Source organism: Streptomyces sp. A 4/2, assembly GCF_940670765.1.
GTDB lineage: Bacteria > Actinomycetota > Actinomycetes > Streptomycetales > Streptomycetaceae > Streptomyces.
This window is the reverse complement of record NZ_CALNVW010000007.1, coordinates 202,087-219,176: the sequence shown is the minus strand read 5'-3', so window position 1 is coordinate 219,176 and position 17,090 is coordinate 202,087. Positions and strand designations below refer to the sequence as shown.

General features: G+C 72.3%; 10 protein-coding genes. 6 read left to right on the top strand and 4 right to left on the bottom strand.

Annotated features, from left to right (window positions below; all coding sequences use genetic code 11):
* Positions 1-93: 93 nt before the first annotated feature.
* The 5 genes from NBY69_RS04900 (at position 94) to NBY69_RS04880 (ending at position 5,173) form a co-directional block, all read left to right on the top strand.
* On the top strand, positions 94-495 hold the full coding sequence (locus tag NBY69_RS04900) for a single-stranded DNA-binding protein (RefSeq protein WP_250298482.1): 402 nt from the start codon (positions 94-96) through the stop codon (positions 493-495).
* A 241-nt stretch (positions 496-736) separates the two neighbouring features.
* The gene (locus NBY69_RS04895) at positions 737-2,143 is read left to right on the top strand and encodes an LAETG motif-containing sortase-dependent surface protein (RefSeq protein WP_250298481.1); all 1,407 of its coding nucleotides are present in this window, start codon (positions 737-739) and stop codon (positions 2,141-2,143) included.
* A 188-nt stretch (positions 2,144-2,331) separates the two neighbouring features.
* On the top strand, positions 2,332-3,996 hold the full coding sequence (ettA, locus tag NBY69_RS04890; RefSeq protein WP_250298480.1) for an energy-dependent translational throttle protein EttA: 1,665 nt from the start codon (positions 2,332-2,334) through the stop codon (positions 3,994-3,996).
* A gap of 2 nt (positions 3,997-3,998) precedes the next feature.
* Positions 3,999-4,421: a thioesterase family protein gene (locus tag NBY69_RS04885; protein ID WP_266643141.1), complete on the top strand. Its 423-nt coding sequence runs from the start codon at positions 3,999-4,001 to the stop codon at positions 4,419-4,421.
* A complete protein-coding gene (locus tag NBY69_RS04880; RefSeq protein ID WP_250298479.1) occupies positions 4,418-5,173 on the top strand; it encodes a hypothetical protein in 756 nt (251 codons plus the stop codon). The genes NBY69_RS04885 and NBY69_RS04880 overlap by 4 nt, the downstream gene beginning before the upstream one ends.
* Positions 5,174-5,219: 46 nt before the next feature.
* Here the strand turns inward: NBY69_RS04880 and NBY69_RS04875 are convergent, their stop codons facing one another.
* The gene (locus NBY69_RS04875; RefSeq protein ID WP_250298478.1) at positions 5,220-8,249 is read right to left on the bottom strand and encodes an alpha-N-acetylglucosaminidase TIM-barrel domain-containing protein; all 3,030 of its coding nucleotides are present in this window, start codon (positions 8,247-8,249) and stop codon (positions 5,220-5,222) included.
* 270 nt (positions 8,250-8,519) lie between these two features.
* On the opposite strand from NBY69_RS04875, the gene NBY69_RS04870 reads away from it, so the two are divergent.
* Complete coding sequence (locus tag NBY69_RS04870) at positions 8,520-9,809, top strand: ROK family transcriptional regulator (RefSeq protein ID WP_250298477.1); 1,290 nt, start codon at positions 8,520-8,522, stop codon at positions 9,807-9,809.
* Positions 9,810-9,910: 101 nt separating this feature from the next.
* Here NBY69_RS04870 and NBY69_RS04865 read toward each other — a convergent pair whose 3' ends face one another.
* From NBY69_RS04865 to NBY69_RS04855, 3 genes are read right to left on the bottom strand one after another with little or no spacing between them, the layout of a single operon-like run.
* Entirely contained in the window at positions 9,911-10,963 is a 1,053-nt protein-coding gene (locus NBY69_RS04865) for an ABC transporter ATP-binding protein (protein ID WP_250298476.1), read from the bottom strand.
* Positions 10,960-13,695: an ABC transporter permease gene (locus NBY69_RS04860; RefSeq protein WP_250298475.1), complete on the bottom strand. Its 2,736-nt coding sequence runs from the start codon at positions 13,693-13,695 to the stop codon at positions 10,960-10,962. Before NBY69_RS04860 ends, NBY69_RS04865 begins: the two co-directional genes overlap by 4 nt.
* A 1-nt stretch (position 13,696) precedes the next feature.
* Positions 13,697-17,008 carry an FtsX-like permease family protein gene (locus tag NBY69_RS04855; protein WP_250298474.1) on the bottom strand — a complete coding sequence of 1,104 codons (3,312 nt, stop codon included), beginning with the start codon at positions 17,006-17,008 and terminating at the stop codon, positions 13,697-13,699.
* Positions 17,009-17,090 lie beyond the last annotated feature (82 nt).

Genomic DNA, 17,090 nt, shown 5'->3' with positions numbered 1-17,090 from the left:
GCCAGGCCAGGTCGGGCCGATCAGGCCAGGTCTGCCGGGTCGGGCCGGACCGGCGAGACGGCCGGCCGAGGACAGCACGGGGAGGCAGGAATCATGAGCGACACCTTGGTGACGTTGGTGGGAAATGTGGCGACGCAGCCGGAATTCCGGGAGTCGGTGGCCGGTGGAATGTCGCGGTTCCGGTTCGCGGTGACCCCCCGTCGCTGGGACCGGCAGAAACAGAACTGGGCGGACGGACCCACCAGCTTCTACACGGTGTTGGCGTGGCGGACACTTGCCGCGAATGTGGCTGGTTCGGTCTCGGTCGGTGAACCACTCGTCGTGCACGGCAGGTTGCGGGTGCATGAAGAAGAGCGGGACGGGCAGCGCAGATTCTCCGCAGACGTCGAAGCGGTGGCGGTGGGACACGATCTGACCCGTGGGACCTCGGCGTTCAAGCGTGTGACCAGGGCTGATCCGTCCCTGACGGAGCGTCCGAAAGCCTTGGTGCCCTGACCGGTGGGGCTGCCGGACCGGTGGAGATTTGTCGATACACCAAGGTGACAGAGGTATGCGGGATAACGATTCCGATTCGGAATGGTTGTCCGGGGGCTTGTGTGGAGACTGTGTTGCCCGCGTGTCCTTAGGATTCCCGGATACTCACGGGCCATTTGAGTCTGCCGGCGAGGAACTTCCCCCACGCGTACCGCGAAGCGAAGCGCAGCGCGCGAAGTGTCCTCGCCCGAAGGGGAATTCTGTGTTTTCTGCGGTTTCTGCTGTTCCTGGTTCCTCCATACGGCGTCGGGGTACCTCCCGTCTCGCCGCTGCGGCCCTGGCCGCAGGACTGGTCGCGGGTGGCGCCATAGCCACTGCCGCGCCCGCGTTCGCCGATGACGCGCCGGCCAGCTCGTCCGGTGTCAACGCCACCCTGGACAACCCGGGCGTGGTGGTCGGCGGCACGGTCAAGATCAACGGCGCCAACGAGACGGCCGGGCTCTTCGAGCTCAAGGTCGACGGCGGCGGCACCATCAAGACGTACTGCATCGACCTGCACAACCACACCCAGGCGAACACCTCGTACCGCGAGGTCACCTGGGCCGAGTCCTCGCTCGCCGGCAACGGCGACGCGGGCAAGATCCGCTGGATCCTTGAGCACTCGTACCCGCAGGTGACGCCCGCGGACCTCGGGCAGACCCTGAACGTCACCCTGAACGACGCCACGGCCGCCGCCGCCACCCAGGCCGCGATCTGGCACTTCTCGGACCACGTCGACGCGGTGCCGAAGGACGAGGCGGGCCAGAAGCTCACCAAGTACCTGGAGGAGAAGGCCAGCAACGTCGCCGAGCCGGCCGCTTCGCTCTCGCTCGGCCCCGCCGAGGTGGCGGGTCACCCGGGTGCGAACCTCGGTCCGGTGACCGTGTCCACCAACGCGGCCAAGGCCGAGGTCGCGCTCGCCCCCGACGCGCCGCGGGGCGTCAGCGTCGTCGACAAGGACGGCAAGCCCGTCACCACCGCGGCCAACGGCACGCAGCTCTTCTTCAAGGTGCCGGCCGGCACCGAGCCGGGCTCGGCCAAGCTGACCGTCAGCGCGCAGACCGCGGTGCCGATCGGCCGCGCCTTCGTCAGTGACTCCAAGAGCCAGACCCAGATCCTCGCGGGCACCAGCACCGCTTCGGTCAGCGCGGTCGCCTCGGCGAACTGGGCCAGCCAGGGTGCCATCCCGGCTGTCTCCGCCAAGAAGGACTGCGCCAAGGGCGGGGTGGACATCACCGCCTCGAACAAGGGCGACGAGGCGTTCACCTTCGAGCTGGCCGGTCAGAAGCACACGGTCGAAGCCGGTAAGTCGCAGACGGTGACCGTCCCGGTCGCCGAGGACCAGGCGTACGACTTCACGATCAAGGGTCCGAACGGCTTCGAGAAGCGCTTCCAGGGCGTCCTCGACTGCAAGACCGCCGGTAGCACCCCGGTGAGCACCGGCACCCCGACGCCCGCGCCCAGCGCGGCCTCGGCCGGTGGCAGCACCTCGGGCTCGCAGGGCGGGGACCTCGCCGAGACCGGTGGCTCCAGCTCCACCCCGATCATCGCCGGTGTCGCGATCGTCCTCGTGGTGCTCGGTGGCGGCGCGGTCTTCATGCTCCGCAGGAAGAGCGCTTCGGGTCAGTGATCCGGAATCCGGCCTGCCGGTGATCCGGCCGGTCAGCGGTGAGTGATCGCCGCTCCGACACAGAGTGACCGAGTGGCCGAAACGGCCCCGGTACGCCCCTCGGCGTACCGGGGCCGTTTTCGTCGGGGGGCGGAGGTGCGGCAAGATGGGGTGTATCTGCCCACACATCGATTGCCGGACGGTTTCTCTTGGCTGAGTACATCTACACCATGCGCAAGACGCGTAAGGCGCACGGCGACAAGGTGATTCTCGATGACGTCACCCTGAACTTCCTGCCCGGTGCGAAGATCGGTGTCGTGGGCCCCAACGGTGCCGGTAAGTCCACGGTGCTGAAGATCATGGCGGGCCTTGAGCAGCCCTCCAACGGCGACGCGTTCCTCTCGCCCGGGTTCAGCGTCGGCATCCTCATGCAGGAGCCGCTGCTCGACGAGAGCAAGACCGTCCTGGAGAACGTCCAGGACGGCGCCGCCGAGATCATGGGCAAGCTCAAGCGCTTCAACGAGGTCGCCGAGCTGATGGCGACCGACTACTCCGACGCGCTCCTCGAAGAGATGGGCAAGCTCCAGGAGGACCTGGACCACTCCAACGCCTGGGACCTCGACGCCCAGCTCGAACAGGCCATGGACGCCCTGGGCTGCCCGCCCGGCGACTGGCCTGTCGTCAACCTCTCCGGTGGTGAGAAGCGCCGCGTCGCGCTCTGCAAGCTGCTGATCGAGGCGCCCGACCTGCTGCTGCTCGACGAGCCCACCAACCACCTGGACGCCGAGTCGGTGAACTGGCTGGAGCAGCACCTCTCGAAGTACCCGGGTGCGGTCGTCGCCGTCACCCACGACCGGTACTTCCTGAACAACGTCGCCGAGTGGATCCTTGAGCTCGACCGCGGCCGTGCGCTCCCCTACGAGGGCAACTACTCCACGTACCTCGACAAGAAGGCCACCCGCCTCAAGGTCGAGGGCCGCAAGGACGAGAAGCGCGCCAAGCGGCTCAAGGAAGAGCTGGAGTGGGTCCGCTCCAACGCCAAGGGCCGCCAGACCAAGTCCAAGGCCCGTCTCGCCCGTTACGAGGAGATGGCAGCCGAGGCGGACAAGATGCGGAAGCTGGACTTCGAGGAGATCCAGATCCCGCCGGGCCCGCGGCTCGGTTCCATCGTCGTCGAGGTCGAGAACCTCTCGAAGGCCTTCGGCGACAAGGTCCTCATCGACGACCTGTCCTTCACGCTGCCGCGCAACGGCATCGTCGGTGTCATCGGCCCGAACGGCGCGGGCAAGACCACGCTGTTCAAGATGATCCAGGGCCTGGAGACGCCGGACTCGGGGGCCATCAAGGTCGGCGACACGGTCAAGATCTCCTACGTCGACCAGAGCCGCGCCAACATCGACCCCAAGAAGACCCTCTGGGCGGTCGTGTCGGACGAGCTGGACTACATCAACGTCGGCCAGGTCGAGATGCCTTCGCGGGCGTACGTCTCCGCGTTCGGCTTCAAGGGTCCGGACCAGCAGAAGCCGGCCGGTGTCCTCTCCGGTGGTGAGCGCAACCGCCTCAACCTGGCGCTGACCCTCAAGGAGGGCGGCAACCTGCTGCTCCTCGACGAGCCCACCAACGACCTCGACGTCGAGACCCTGTCCTCGCTGGAGAACGCGCTCCTGGAGTTCCCCGGTGCGGCCGTGGTCATCTCCCACGACCGCTGGTTCCTGGACCGCGTCGCCACGCACATCCTGGCGTACGAGGGCGACTCCAAGTGGTACTGGTTCGAGGGCAACTTCGAGTCGTACGAGAAGAACAAGATCGAGCGCCTGGGTGCGGACGCGGCCCGCCCGCACCGTGCCACGTACAAGAAGCTGACGCGAGGCTGACCGTGCGGCACATCTACTCCTGCCCCCTGCGCTGGTCGGACATGGACGCCTTCGGGCACGTCAACAACGTCGTCTTCCTGCGGTACCTGGAAGAGGCGCGGATCGACTTCATGTTCCGGCTGGCGCCGGGGGACGGCTCGCCGTCGTTCTCCGGCGGGTCCGTGGTGGCCCGGCACGAGATCGACTACGTGCGTCCGCTGGTCCACCGGCACGAGCCGGTGACCGTCGAGTCCTGGGTGACGAAGATCGGCGCTGCCTCGCTGACCATCGCCTACGAGGTGAAGGACCCGGACCAGGTGTACGTCAGGGCGTCGACGATCGTCGTCCCGTACAACCTGGAGGCGCAGCGTCCGCGGCGGATCACCGCCGAGGAGAAGTCCTACCTCCAGGGGTACCTGGACGAGCCGGGAACGCTCGCCGCATGACGGCGCGCCTGGCCTTCGCCGACGCGGGGGAGGCGGCGGATCTCGCCGCCTTCCTGGCCCGGCTGATCCACTACGACCGGGCCGCCGCGGTGCGCTTGCAGGCGCGGGCCGACGGCGGCACGGGCAGGAGTACGGCAGGCAGCGGTACGGCAGGCAGCGGTACGGAGCACGGGCTGGCGGTCTTCGGCCGCCCGCCCTCCTTCGAGGTGCTGGCCGTCCGTACGGCCCGGCTGGCGATCCCGGTCGAACTGGACGTCACCGTCTCCGCCGGTGAACTCCTGGAGTCCGTCGACGAGTCGGGCGGTACCGCCACGGTCCCGGGCGCGGTCACCGGGCCGCCGTGGGCCGGTGTGCTGCCGCCGCGCGGGGGCTGGCAGCAGCTCCCGGGGCTGCCGTCGCCCGACGCGCTGCGCGCCGCGGTCGCGGCCGTGGTGGCCGAATTCCGCACCCGTACCGAGGCGTTGACCGCCGAGCTGCGCACCCGCGCAGAACTCGACCGGATCGGGCGGGAGATCTGGTCCCGGCCGGTCGGCGACACCGGGCTGCCGGTCCGTGCGCTGCACGCCGCCCAGTCGCTCGGGTTCCTCCGCCCGGTACGGGTCGCCGTACCGGAGCGCCCCGTGGAGACCGGGCGGGACGAGCCGTTCGCGCTGTTCGGCGCGGGTTCCTGGCTGCGGCTGCGCACCCCGTACGGCTCGACCGCCGTCCGGAGCGCGTCGGCCCTGGGAGGGCTGAGCGTCACCCCGGCGTGAGCGGGCGGCCGTACGGTTCGCGGGTGCTACAGGTGGGGCCGGGGCGTCACGCGCAGACCACCTTCGCGTCGGCGAGGTCGGTGTGGTCGTACCAGTTGACGTCCTTCACCTTGTCGACCCGCAGGGTCAGCAGCTGGACGCCGGTGACGTCCACGGTGGGCTGCCAGAGCGGGGCCGTCCTGTTCAACTCCCCGCTGCGGCCCAGCGACGTGCCGTCGCCGAGCACCGAGACGGTGACCCGCGGATCCTTGTCCGCGCCGCGCATGTCGTCGTCGATGCCCGCCGTCATGGAGAAGGACGAGCACTGACCGCCGAGGTAGAACGTCACCGTCGCGTCCGAGTTGGTGCCGAGACCCTTGGCGTAGGTGGTACCGAGCATGGTCAGGGTGTGGCCGTCGCCGGGGGCTTCCTCACCGTTGCTCGTGTCCCGTTCCCAGGGCCCGTATCCGCCCTGCGCGTCGATGAACGGCAGATCGCTCAGATAGTCGGTACCGGCCTTCGGCGCGGCGGCCACCGGGGTGTCGACGCCGGCGACCGCTGCCGTCGTGCTGCCCGCGTGGGTGACGGACACGGCGGCGCGCAGACGGACCGTCGGGGTGGTCGGCGCGCTGTCCGCGCGGACCGTCCAGCTGAGCGTGGCCGACTTGCCGGGGGCGATCCGGCCGGTGGTCACGGTGGCGGGGGTCGTCAGCCGTACGCCCGCGGGCGGTGTCAGCACCGCGCTGACCCGGTCGGTGGACGTCAGCCCGTTGCCGTTGCGGACCGTCGCCGTCACCGTGAGCGGCTTGGCCGGGTCCAGGTAGGGGCTGGCCGTCTTGAGTGTCACCCGGTCGGCCAGACCGTCCTTGCGGAGCTGGTCCCGCAGCGCGGTCGCCAGCCGGACCGGGTCTCCGGACGGGGTGGCGGGCAGCGGCGTCCTCTTCGCGATCCAGTCCTCCCCGACCGTGTACCAGTCGATGGCGGCCGGAGCGGTGCCCTGGGCCAGCGCGGTGTCCAGCGACCGGAAGTACTGCTGCCAGCGGCCGAGGTAGTAGTCCCCGACCAGCCCGGACCACTCGCGGTTCGCGTAGTCGCCCAGTCCGGCGTCCACGCCCGAACGGCCGCCCCAGTTGGTGATGAGCGACCGCATGTCCCGCTGGACGGCCGCCTTGTCAGCGGCGGTGGTGGTTGCGTCCGAGCCGTACTTCAGCCACCCGCCGAGCTGGAACTCCGGGCGTGAGCCGAGCAGGGCGTCCAGGGTGCTCATCGAGCCCAGCCACTGCTGGGAGAGCTTCTTCAGCAGCGGTCGGTCCTTGGCGTCGTACGCGGCCTTGATCTGCGGAAGCCAGGACCGGCTGCGGTTGGAGAGGACCTGCCGGGCCACGTCGACGACGTCGTACTGGTAGAGCGCGTTCCCGCGCAGCGCGGGGGAGACCTGCAGCAGTTCGTCCAGGGCCCGTTCGAAGGCGACCGGGTCGTAGCGCATGGCGTCCGGCGACCAGGCCGCGGCGTTGGTCGTGGTCAGGCTCGGCGCGGCGCCGAAGAGTCCGTCCTGGGCCTCGCTCCAGCCGTCCGCGGGAAGGGAGTACGCGGTACCGGAGATGATCTTCCAGGCGGCCTCGGCGTGCGGATCGGCCCCGTAACGCGCGTCGGCGAACCGGCTGAACCACTGGGCCTGGTCGGGCGCGGCGGGCTGCCAGGCCAGCTCGGTCAGGAACTCGAACGCGGCGTCGTTGTTGTCATTGGCCTCAGGAAGTACGGCGATGCCGTCCAGCGCGGTACCGGGCCGGTCCAGCTGGGCGAAGAACCGCTTGTTCCAGACGCCGGTGTTCGCGCCGAGCGTCGTGTGGCCGCCGAAGTTCCAGATCGCTCCGAACGCGTACGGGGTGCCGCCGAAGAGCTTGTTCGGGTCGGCTGTCGCGTCGGAGTCGGCGTACCGGTCCGTCAGGCCGTCGACGATGAGCATCCGCGACCGGTCGACCCCGCTGAGCAGCGCCGCTCCCGGATTGCTCTGCCAGCCGAGTATCACCCAGGTGGCGTCCGGGTGGGCCAGGTCCAGTGCGCTCTGCACCGCCTTCGCGGCGTCGCCCACCGGGACCGTGCCCGCCTTCCCGCCCTCGTGCAGCAGGTCCATCTTGAAGGCGCCGGTGTCACCGAAGAGCTGCTTCTGGGAGCGGTAGAAGGCCGCCGCCACCTTGCCGAACACCGCCGTGCGCGGGTCGAGCCAGTCCGGCCGCCGGGTGCCGCTCCAGTCTCCCTGCGGGACGACCGCCGCTCCGGGGTTCTTCGCGACGAAGCCGGAGGGGACCGTACCGAAGTAGCCCGGGAAGACCGGCTCCATCCCCATCGTGCGCATCCGGTCGGCGATCTTCCGGCCGAGCGCGGCACGGGAGTCGATCAGCGCCTGACTCTCCTGGTCCGAGGTGAAGTTGGACATGTTCTGGAGCAGCCACCACGGCTGGTGCGCGGGCATCGGGATCCAGGCCCGCATCTCGGCTTCCGAGTAACCGAACTGGCGCATCGTCTGCTGGTACACCGCCTCCATGCCCACCGGCATGAAGAACTCGTTGATGCCGTGCAGCGCCGCCACGTCGATCTCACGCTGCCAACGGTCCCAGTCCCAGTAGGCGTTGGTGTAGCCGTCAGCGGTGTCGTTGGAGAGGACCCGGTGCGAGACATTGGCCGTACGGGTGACGGTCGACGCGGGAAGCGGGGGCCTCCCCTTCACGGCCAGGGGTTCGGCCGAGGCGTCCGACGACCAGGAGATGTCGCGGTGCGCGGTGTACTTGAGGTACTGGCCCACGCCGTTGAGCAGCGCGCTCGGTGAACTCCCGGATATCAGCACCTCGCCCTTGTCGCGGCCGATCCGGTACTGCTCCTTGCCCGACGGCGCGGGGGCGAGGGTGCCCAGTTCGATCTTCGACGACCAGCCGGGGATCATCCGGTCGACCACGCCCCGTGCGGCGGCGGTGGAGAACGCGGGGCGGTCGGGCCGGGCCGGTGCGGCGGCGGATGCCGTTGCCGGGCCGCTGCCGAACATGCCGACCACAAGGGCCAGCCCGAGCCCGCCGACGGCGGCGGTTCGGAAGGGACGCATGAGAACCCTCGATTCTGCGGGGTCCAGCGGGCCCTGGTGGTGCCGCTGGCAGGAAGAGAGATGGGGGAGGAGCAGATGGGGCAAGAGCCTTGTGACGGGGGAGAGTTACTAACGGACGGTTCGTTAAGATGGTTCACCGGGGTGTCCCTGTCAAGAGGTTGTGCCTGCCATGAGGTTGGTCGTTCCTGTCACGAGGTCGTTCCTGCGATGAGGTTGTGCCTGCGATGAGGTTGTTCCTGTTATGAGGTTGTTCCTGCCAAGGGGGCAGAGTTGACGTCCAGCGAAGCGGCCACCGGGCCGCACGTTCTCCGGCGGATCAATGAGCGGGTGGTGCTCGAACAGCTGCGGGTCGCCGCATCCCTGCGGCTGTCCGAACTGATGGAGAGCACCGGGCTGTCCCGCCCCGCCGTCGCCCGCGCGGTGGCCTCACTGACCGAGGCGGGCTGGCTCCAGGAGGTCGCCGAGTCCGACCAGCCCGAACGCCGGCTGGGACGTCCGGCCCAGCGGGTGCGTTTCTGCGCCGAGCGGGGCCATGTGCTGGGCATCGACGCGGGTCCGCACAACGTACGGGTGTGCGTCGCCGATCTCGCGGGCCGGGCCGTGGCCGATCACAAGGTCGAGAAGGGGTCGGGCTCCTGGGCCGCGGCCGATGTCCTCGCGGCGATCACCCGCTGCACCGACGAGGCGCTGGAGCGGGCCGGACTACGGCGGTCCGACATCTGGTCGGTCGGGGTGGGCACGCCCGGCATCGTCGACGAGGCCGAGGGCACCGTGACCCTCGCGCCGAGCATCCACGGCTGGGCGGGCCTCTCGGTGGGCCAGGAGATCCGCGCGGGGTTCGACTGCCCGGTCTACCTGGACAACGAGGCCAACCTCAGTGCGCTGGCGGAGAGTTGGACCGGAGTGGCGGCCGGGACCCGGCACTCCGTCTTCGTCCAGTGGGGCGCGCGTATCGGTCTCGGCATCGTCATCGACGGGAAGCTCCACCGGGGCGGCGCCTCCGGCGCGGGCGAGCTGGGCTTCGTCGATCTGGCCATGCCGCCGGATGCGGACGAACCGCCGGTGCCCCGGTCCGGCGCGGGCGGGAACGAGGGCGAGGGGGAGGGGGAGCGGATGGGCGCCTTCGAGCGGCTCGTCGGGGCCGCCGCCATCGTCGAGCTGGCGGTGTCCGAGGCGGAGCGCGCGGGCGACGAGGAGTTGCGCCGCGCGCTGACCACCCCCGACCAGACGGTCAACGCCGGTACGTTCTTCGCGGCGGCCTCCCGGGGCGACAACGCGGCGGTCACCCGGACCGTCGAACGCGTGGCGGGCCGGTTCGCGCGGGGGATCGCCGTCGCCGCGCTCGTACTCGACCCGGACCTGATCGTCATCGGCGGTGGCGTCTCGCAGTGCGGCGCGCCGCTGCTGGCTGCCATCGAACGGCGGCTGCGGCCCCGGCTGCTGACCGCTCCACGGCTGGAACTGTCCGCGCTCGGCGCGCGCTCCGTGGCCACCGGGGGCATCCGCCGCGCGCTCGACGAGGTCCAGGCCCGGTGGGACCGGGGCGCGTTCGAGAAGTAGACCTCATGCGAGGCGCGCGGCTCACGGGGCGCTCGGTCGATGGGGTGTCCGGCTCACGGGGCACCCGGCTCACAAGCTGTCCGGCTCACAGGGTGTCCGGCTCACAGGGTGTCCGGCCACACCCCGATGTGGTCCTGCTCCAGCTCCAGCGCCACCCGGTCCCGCATCGCCAGCGTCTCGGTGTACTCGGCGGGGAGCTGGAGCCGCCCCGCGCGGTCCAGCATCGCGTACTCGCGGGCCACCACCGACTCCTCGCCGGTCGCCGCGTCCACCTGGGTGCGGCGCAGCACCTCCGTCGACGTGCGCCCGTCGCGGATCGCGACCGTCCGCCGTACCTCGCTCGCCACCGCCTGGTCATGGGTGACGATCACGATCGTCGTGCCCAGCTCCTCGTTGGCCTTGCGGAACGCGGCGAAGATCTGCTCGGCGGTGTGCGAGTCCAGCTCGCCCGTCGGCTCGTCCGCCAGCAGGACCGACGGCTCGTTGGCGAGAGCCACCGCGATGGCCACCCGCTGCTGCTCCCCGCCGGACATCTGCTGCGGGCGGCGGTCGCGGCAGTGCGCGACCTCCAGCATCGTCAGCAGCCGCTCCGCGCGTTCGGCCTTCTTCCTGGAACGGCCGCGCAGCTGCATCGGCAGCGCCACGTTCTGGACGGCGGTGAGATACGGCAGCAGATTGCGCGCCGTCTGCTGCCACACGAACCCCACCACGTCACGGCGGTAGCGCAGCCGCGCCCGCGCGTCCATGGTGAGCAGGTCGCAGCCCGCGACGGCCGCCGCACCCGCGGTCGGCACGTCGAGGCCCGCCAGGATGTTCATCAGCGTCGACTTGCCGCTGCCCGACGCGCCGACCAGGGCCATCAACTCGCCCTCGGTGACCAGCAGATCGAGGCCCTGGAGGGCCTGGACCTCCACCCCGTCCGTACTGAAGATCCGGACCAGCCGGTCGCAGGCGATCAGCGCGTCATGGCCGTAACCGGGCCGGTCCCGCCGGGCCGCGGCCCGGCGCTCCAGCTCGGCGAGCGTCGTCCCACCGGACGCGCCGGGGGAGGCCGCGGCGCCGGAACCGACGGCGGAACCGGCGGCTCCCTTCGAAGCTCCGGTGGAAGGCCCACCGGACGGCCCGGTGGAAGATCCGGTGGATGTTCCCGTCATCGCGCGTCTCCTGCCCTGAGTTCGCTGATCGATCCCTTGCGCCCGGTCCACCAGGCCTGCGACGCCGCCACCCCGGCCGCGAGCAGCACCACCCCGGCCGCCGGAAGCACCAACGACCAGACGTCTGCCCGTAGTTGTACGCCGCCCGCCGCGGAAGCCCCGTCGGACGCCAGGGCGAGTCCGCTCAGATCGACGCCCGCCGCCAGCAGCCGCACCGACGCCCAGCCGGTGAGCGCCCCGCCCGCCGCCGCGAGCAGCGCGTGCGGCAGCGCCTCCAGGACCAGCAGCCTGCGGCCCTGCCCCCGGGTGAGCCCCATCGTGCGCAGCCTGGCCAGCAGCGCGGCCCGCTCGGGAGCCGTACGCAGCAGCGACAGCAGCAGCGCGAGCGCCGCGTACCCCGCCCCGGCGCCGACCGCCGCCCGGTAGATCCGCGAAGCGCCGGACTGCATCGGGGAGTCGGAGTACTTCGCCCGCACCTCGGTACGCACCTGTACGTACGCCTGCTCCTGCGCGGTACGTACCACGCTCCGCAGGGCCTTCGCGTCGAGGGACGGGCCGCTGACCATCAGTGTGGTCGGCACCCGCCTGCCGAGACCGGCCAGATCGAGCACCATGAAATCGCCGTCCGGCAGCACCGGGGTGCGCCGGTCGACCGCCGCCACCCGCACGGTGATGTGGTACCCGGCGACGACCAGTTCGCGCGGCCGGGTGCCGAGCCGTGCGGCCGTACCCGGCGAGACGATCACCGGCAGCGGCGCGGAGCGGTCCGGGCGCTTCAACAGGTCGGCGCGGAAGGGCCCGATGCCGGTGGAGCGGGCGAGCGCCGCGTAGGCGTCCGGGGTCACCCCCAGGACCGGTACGGGCTTCCCGTCGCCCGGCACGGCCACGTCGTACTCGATACGGACCGGCGCCACGGACCGTACGCCGGGCACGGCCGCGACCTTCGCGGCCAGCCCGCCGGGCAGCAGCCCCTCACCCGTCACCCGCGCGTCCGCGCCGGTCGACAGCAGGGCCGCCTGGTCGCGTGCGTGCGCGATCCCGGCCAGCACCGAGCCGCCGAAGGCCGCCGTCGTCAGCGCCGTCAGCAGGGCGAGCAGCGGCAGGGCGCCGCCCGCCGACGAACGTCCGGCGCGGGCCAGCGACAGGAAGCCGACCGGGCCGCGCAGCCGTCCCGCGGGACCGGCCAGCAGGCGCAGCGGCAGCGGATACAGCCGTACGAGCACCAGCGCCGCCACGACCCCGACCAGCACCGGGGCCGCGCTGACCAGCTCGTCGGCGCCTCCGGTGCCCCGCCGGCGCAGGGCGACGACCGCGCCGACGGCCAGGACGAGCAGGGTGAGTTCGGCGACCGTGCGCCGCCGGGACGGCCGCGCGCGTACGACGTCGTCCCGGCCCGCGTTCAGCTGGGGCCTGCGGTGCGCCACGACCGCGCGCAGCGGCAGCGTCAGGCAGGCGGCCACGGCGACCGCTCCGGCGCCGGTCAGCGCGGGCCACAGCCGGGCGTCCGGCAGGGCGAGGACGGCGACCCCGAGACCGAGCGCGGCGGCGGGCAACGCCACCACGGCCGTCTCCGCGCACAGCCGCCCCCCGATGCCGCGCAGCGAGGCGCCCCGGGAGCGCAGCAGCGACAGCTCCGCCCGGCGGCGCGAGGTGGCGAGCCCGCCCGCCATCAGCAGCACCACGGCGGCGACCGTCCCGGTCCCGAAGGCCGCGACGGCGATCACCGGGCCGATGGTGGAGCGCGTCAGCGTGTACGCGTGGAGGATGTCGTCCAGATCGGTGGACGCCTCCGTGGCATCGTCCACCGTGTCGCGCAGCTTCAGCAGGCCGGGGCCGCCCTCCACGTAGGCGACGGCCGAGGTCAGAGCGGCCAGCCGGCGGGCGGTGAGATGGGTGGAGACGGGTGCCAGGTTCCAGTACAACTCCGGGTTGCCCGGCGTCGACTGGAGGACGGGCGCGGCCCCCGGCGCGAGCAGCAGACCGCCCTGCCAGAACTTGGGCGGCACCGGGTCGTTGCCCGGCTTCAGGTCCAGCTCCGGGGTGCGCAGCACCGGATTCACCGACCAGTAGCTGCCGGACGGGCGCAGCGGGCGCACGAACCCGGTGATCCGGAAGGCCACCGTGCCGCTCGGTACGGCCTGCGAGTGCACCACCGAACCCACCTCGATGTGCAGGCTCTTCGCGGTCTCCGGCGTGACGGCGGCCTCCACCTCACGGGTGGCCGCGGACACCTGGCCGTTCGTCCTCGGCAGCCGCCCCGCGACGACCTTCGCGTGCCGGGCGAGGTCGGACTGGTCGGTGACGGTGACCTTCGCGGGGAGTCCGTAGGGGCGCGGCAGCCAGCTGTCCAGGGTCTCCAGCGGCTCGGTGGTGTGGAAGCCGTACGACGACTGGGCGCGGTCCACGGCCAGTTCGGCCGGGATGCGCGCACGGACGTCCCGGTCCAGGCCGGCCAGCGAGGCGGGGCGCAGGATGCGGTCCCGTTCGGCGGGGGCGGTCAGCACTCCCGGCGGCGGCGCGCTCACCCGCAGGGCGCTGCGGTCGGGCCCGGCCGAGGCCACCGCGGAGCGCAGCCCGTCGTCCTCGTACGTGTCCACGGCGCGCGGGAACGCGGCGGCCAGGCAGGCCGTCAGCAGCACCAGCACGGCGAGCGCGGCGGCTCCACCCGGTGCGGTGCGCAGCCGGGTCCTGACCCAGGGGGCGACGGCCCGCCCAACGCCTCGTGCGCGCATGTCAGTTGCCTCCCTGGTGGCGCATGTCCCTCGCCGGGTCGCCGCGGCGCAGCGCGATGGCGGCGACGACCAGCAGCGGGACGGCCACGATCCCCGCCAGCAGAAGAGCGATCCGCCCGGCCGGCAGTTCCACCAGGACGCGGGGCACCGGTTGGGCGGCCTGCCCGGTCAGCACGATCAGCGGGACCACCGCTCTGGTCAGTACCGTGCCCAGCACCAGCCCCACCAGCAGTGCGAGTGCGAGCAGCACGCCCTGCTCGACGGCGATCAGCCGCGCCAGCTGACGGCGCGGGGCACCCAGCGCGCGCAACAACGAGAATTCCTGGCCCCGTTCGCGCAGCGAGCCGACGGCGCCGACCGCGAAGCCGACCGCGGCGAGTGCTGCGGCGACCATCGCGGCAGCGGCCAGCGCCGACTGCGGCCCCGCCCCCAGCGGATCGCCCACCAGCTCGTCGGCGATGTCGTCGCGGGCCACGATCTGTTCCGGGTCGACGTCCGGCCGGTTCCGCAGCGCCGCGGCGACCCGCGCCTCCTTGCCCGGCTCGGTCGACAGCCACCACTCGGTGGGCGTCGCGATGCCGTCCGATCCCACGGCGAGCACGTCGTTGACGGCGCGCAGATCGACCAGCAGCGCCCCGCCGAGGGCTTCGCCCGATCCGTCCACGGCTCCCGCGCCGGTCGTCGGCAGGTCGCGGACCGACTTCACGATCCGCACCTTGAGCGTCTCGCCGCCCAGCGGTACGTCCACGCTGTCCCCGGTCCGGGCGGCTGCGGACTTCAGGAACCGGTCCGTCGCCACGGCCTTGAGCTGCCCGGGGTGCGGACGCACCACCGTGAGCCGCAGCGTGACCTCGGGGGTCTGCAGGAACTCGTCGTTCGGATCGTCCAGTGCGCCCGTCCAGTAGCTGACGGTCAGCGGGCCGTCCGCCGAAGCGGCGGGCCGCAGCTTCTCGTCCGGCTCCGGCATTGTCGCTCCGGCCACCGACAGCACCCCCTGCCAGTGCGCGGCGCCGGGGACGGTGACCGGTTGCGCCCCGCCGCCGGCGCGCACCGCCAGCAGCCCGTCCACCGAGAGCCGGTGGGTCTCGCCGGTGACCGGCTGCGGGAGATCGGTCTCCAGACCGGTCAGGGCGAACGGCCCTGCGGGCTTCCCCTCGGGCGCGTCGGCCGCCTTCAGCAGGTCCAGGGTGAGCGTGTGACGACGCCCGTCGGCCGGCAGATCACCGATCTGTAGCCGGTAGGGCAGCCCGAAGCGGTCCTCGACGATCGCGGTCACCGCGGTGCTCAGCCCTGCCGGGGACCTGCCGTGCGGGGCGCCGTCGGAGGTGAGGCGCAGCCCCAGCGCCAACTGCCCGGTGTCGGCGGGCAGCAGCACGCCCGGCCTGGCCGTGGCGGGCGGGGTGATGTTCTTGAGCAGCCCGGACGCCGGCTCGTCGGCGAGGTCGCCCCTGAGCATCAGCCGGTCCGGGGCATGAGCGCTGTCCACGGCCAGTACCGTCGCCGTCCGGTTCCCGGAGAGCTCCATGGACGAACGGGAGACGGGCGCCACATCGCGTACGCCGGGCAGTGAGCTGTACGTACCGGCCTGGCCGAGCGGATCCGTACGGGAGCCGAGCACCCGGATCGGGGCGCCCGCCCGGAAATCCGCCTGGTCGGCCTGCGAACGCTGCCACGAGGCGCCCTGGCCCACGGCCAGGATGCCCATCGACACGGCGAGGACGAGCAGCAGCACCGGGCCCGCGTTCCGCGCCGGACGGCGGCTGAACTGCCAGCCCGCGAGGGCGGCGGGCAGCCCCCGGCCACCGGCCGCGCGGCGCTCGGCGAGCCGGGCCGCGGGCGGCAGCAGCCGGAGCGTCAGGACGGTGCCCGCGAGCAGCGCCAGCGCGGGGGCCGCCACCAGCAGCGGGTCGATACCGAGTTTTCCCTGCCGGTCACCGCCGAGCGCTCCGCTGCCCGAGGTCTGCCGGTCCAGCTGCCAGTACGCGACGCCCGCGACGACCAGCAGGGCGATATCGGCCCCGGCCCGTACCGGCGCGGGCAGCACGTTCGCCCGGCCGCGCCGTGACCGGCCCGCGGAGAGCGCGGGCGCGATGACGGCAGCCGCGCAGCCCAGCGCGACCGCCGCGGCCACCAGCCACACGGAGCCGGTGGCGCCGGAGTCGAGCCGTAGCCCGACCCGCGCCAGCGCGCCCTGCCCGGCGAGCAGCCGGGTCAGCGGACCGGCGAGCAGCGGGCCGCAGACCGCGGCGGGCACCGCGAGCAGCAGCGCCTCCAGCGCGGCGAGCGCGGCGATCCGCTGCCGGGAGCCGCCACGGGCCCGCAGCAGCTCGGTCTCGCCCGCCCGTTCGGTGCTGAGCAGCCGGGCCACCAGCAGGAGCGTGTACGCGGCGAGCAGCACCAGCTGCAACGCGACGATCAGCAGCGTGGAGCGGGCCACCAGCAGGGCCCGCCCTGCCTGGTCGAGCACCTCGGGAAGCGCGGTGGACGCGGTCGCCTGGCCGCCCAGGGCCGGGTCGGCGCCGACTGCCTCGGGGCCGCTCCGCGCGGCCTTGGTCAGGGCGCCGATCCGGCTGGTGGTGATCTTCCGGAAGTCGCCCGCGGCCAGCCAGGAGGTCTCACTGGAGGTGACCCGCCCGGCGGTGAAGACGGCGGGGTCGGTGAGCAGCGGGCCGTACGTGGTGAAGTCGACGGTCCGCATGCCGCGCCCGCCCAGCCCGTCCAGCTGCCAGTACGGATCGGTCCGGTCGGCCGGCCGGTACACGCCGGTCACACGGACGGCGACCTTCTTGGTGGTGTGCAGCCGGTCGTCGAGTGTGAGCCTCGCCCCGGTCCGCAGCCCGAGCTGTTTGGCGGCGACCTCGGGCAGCGCGACCTCGACGGGACCGCTGCCGGTGGCCCGCGGCCAGGCCCCCGAGGAGAGCCGCACCCGCGAGCGGTCGATCGCGGCGAAGAGCGTGAGGTCCGGGTCCCCGCTGCGGGCGGCGGGCTCCTGGACGCTGCGGGGGAGCGCGTACGGCCCCGACCCGTCGAGCGTGCGCACGGTGACGGGCAGCCCGTCGAAGGTCCGCTCGGCGTGCTTGCGCACCGCGGTGGCCGCCGACTGCTCCTGGCCGGGCGGCACTTGGGCCCGGACGACCAGGGTGGCGCGCGTGGCGTCGCGGGTGAGCAGCGAGTGGCGCAGCCCGGCGTCGCCGATGGAGCCGGAGAAAACGGTGAGGGTGGCCAGCACCGAAGTGGTCAGCAGGACGGCCAGCAACGCGGCTGCCAACAGCAGCCGGTGCGCCCGCACCCGCAGAAAGACGAACCCCGTCACCCTGCTCCCCCGATCCCGCCCCCGAACCTTTCCGGATGCTGTCAGAGGGCGGGCGGACGGGAAAACGCCTGAGGGGCCACCT

Coding starts and splice junctions, on each gene's coding strand:
- NBY69_RS04865 (WP_250298476.1), bottom strand. CDS start 10,963: ATGACGGGAACATCCACCGGATCTTCCACCGGGCCGTCCGGTGGGCCT.
- NBY69_RS04875 (WP_250298478.1), bottom strand. CDS start 8,249: ATGCGTCCCTTCCGAACCGCCGCCGTCGGCGGGCTCGGGCTGGCCCTT.
- NBY69_RS04900 (WP_250298482.1), top strand. CDS start 94: ATGAGCGACACCTTGGTGACGTTGGTGGGAAATGTGGCGACGCAGCCG.
- NBY69_RS04860 (WP_250298475.1), bottom strand. CDS start 13,695: ATGCGCGCACGAGGCGTTGGGCGGGCCGTCGCCCCCTGGGTCAGGACC.
- NBY69_RS04880 (WP_250298479.1), top strand. CDS start 4,418: ATGACGGCGCGCCTGGCCTTCGCCGACGCGGGGGAGGCGGCGGATCTC.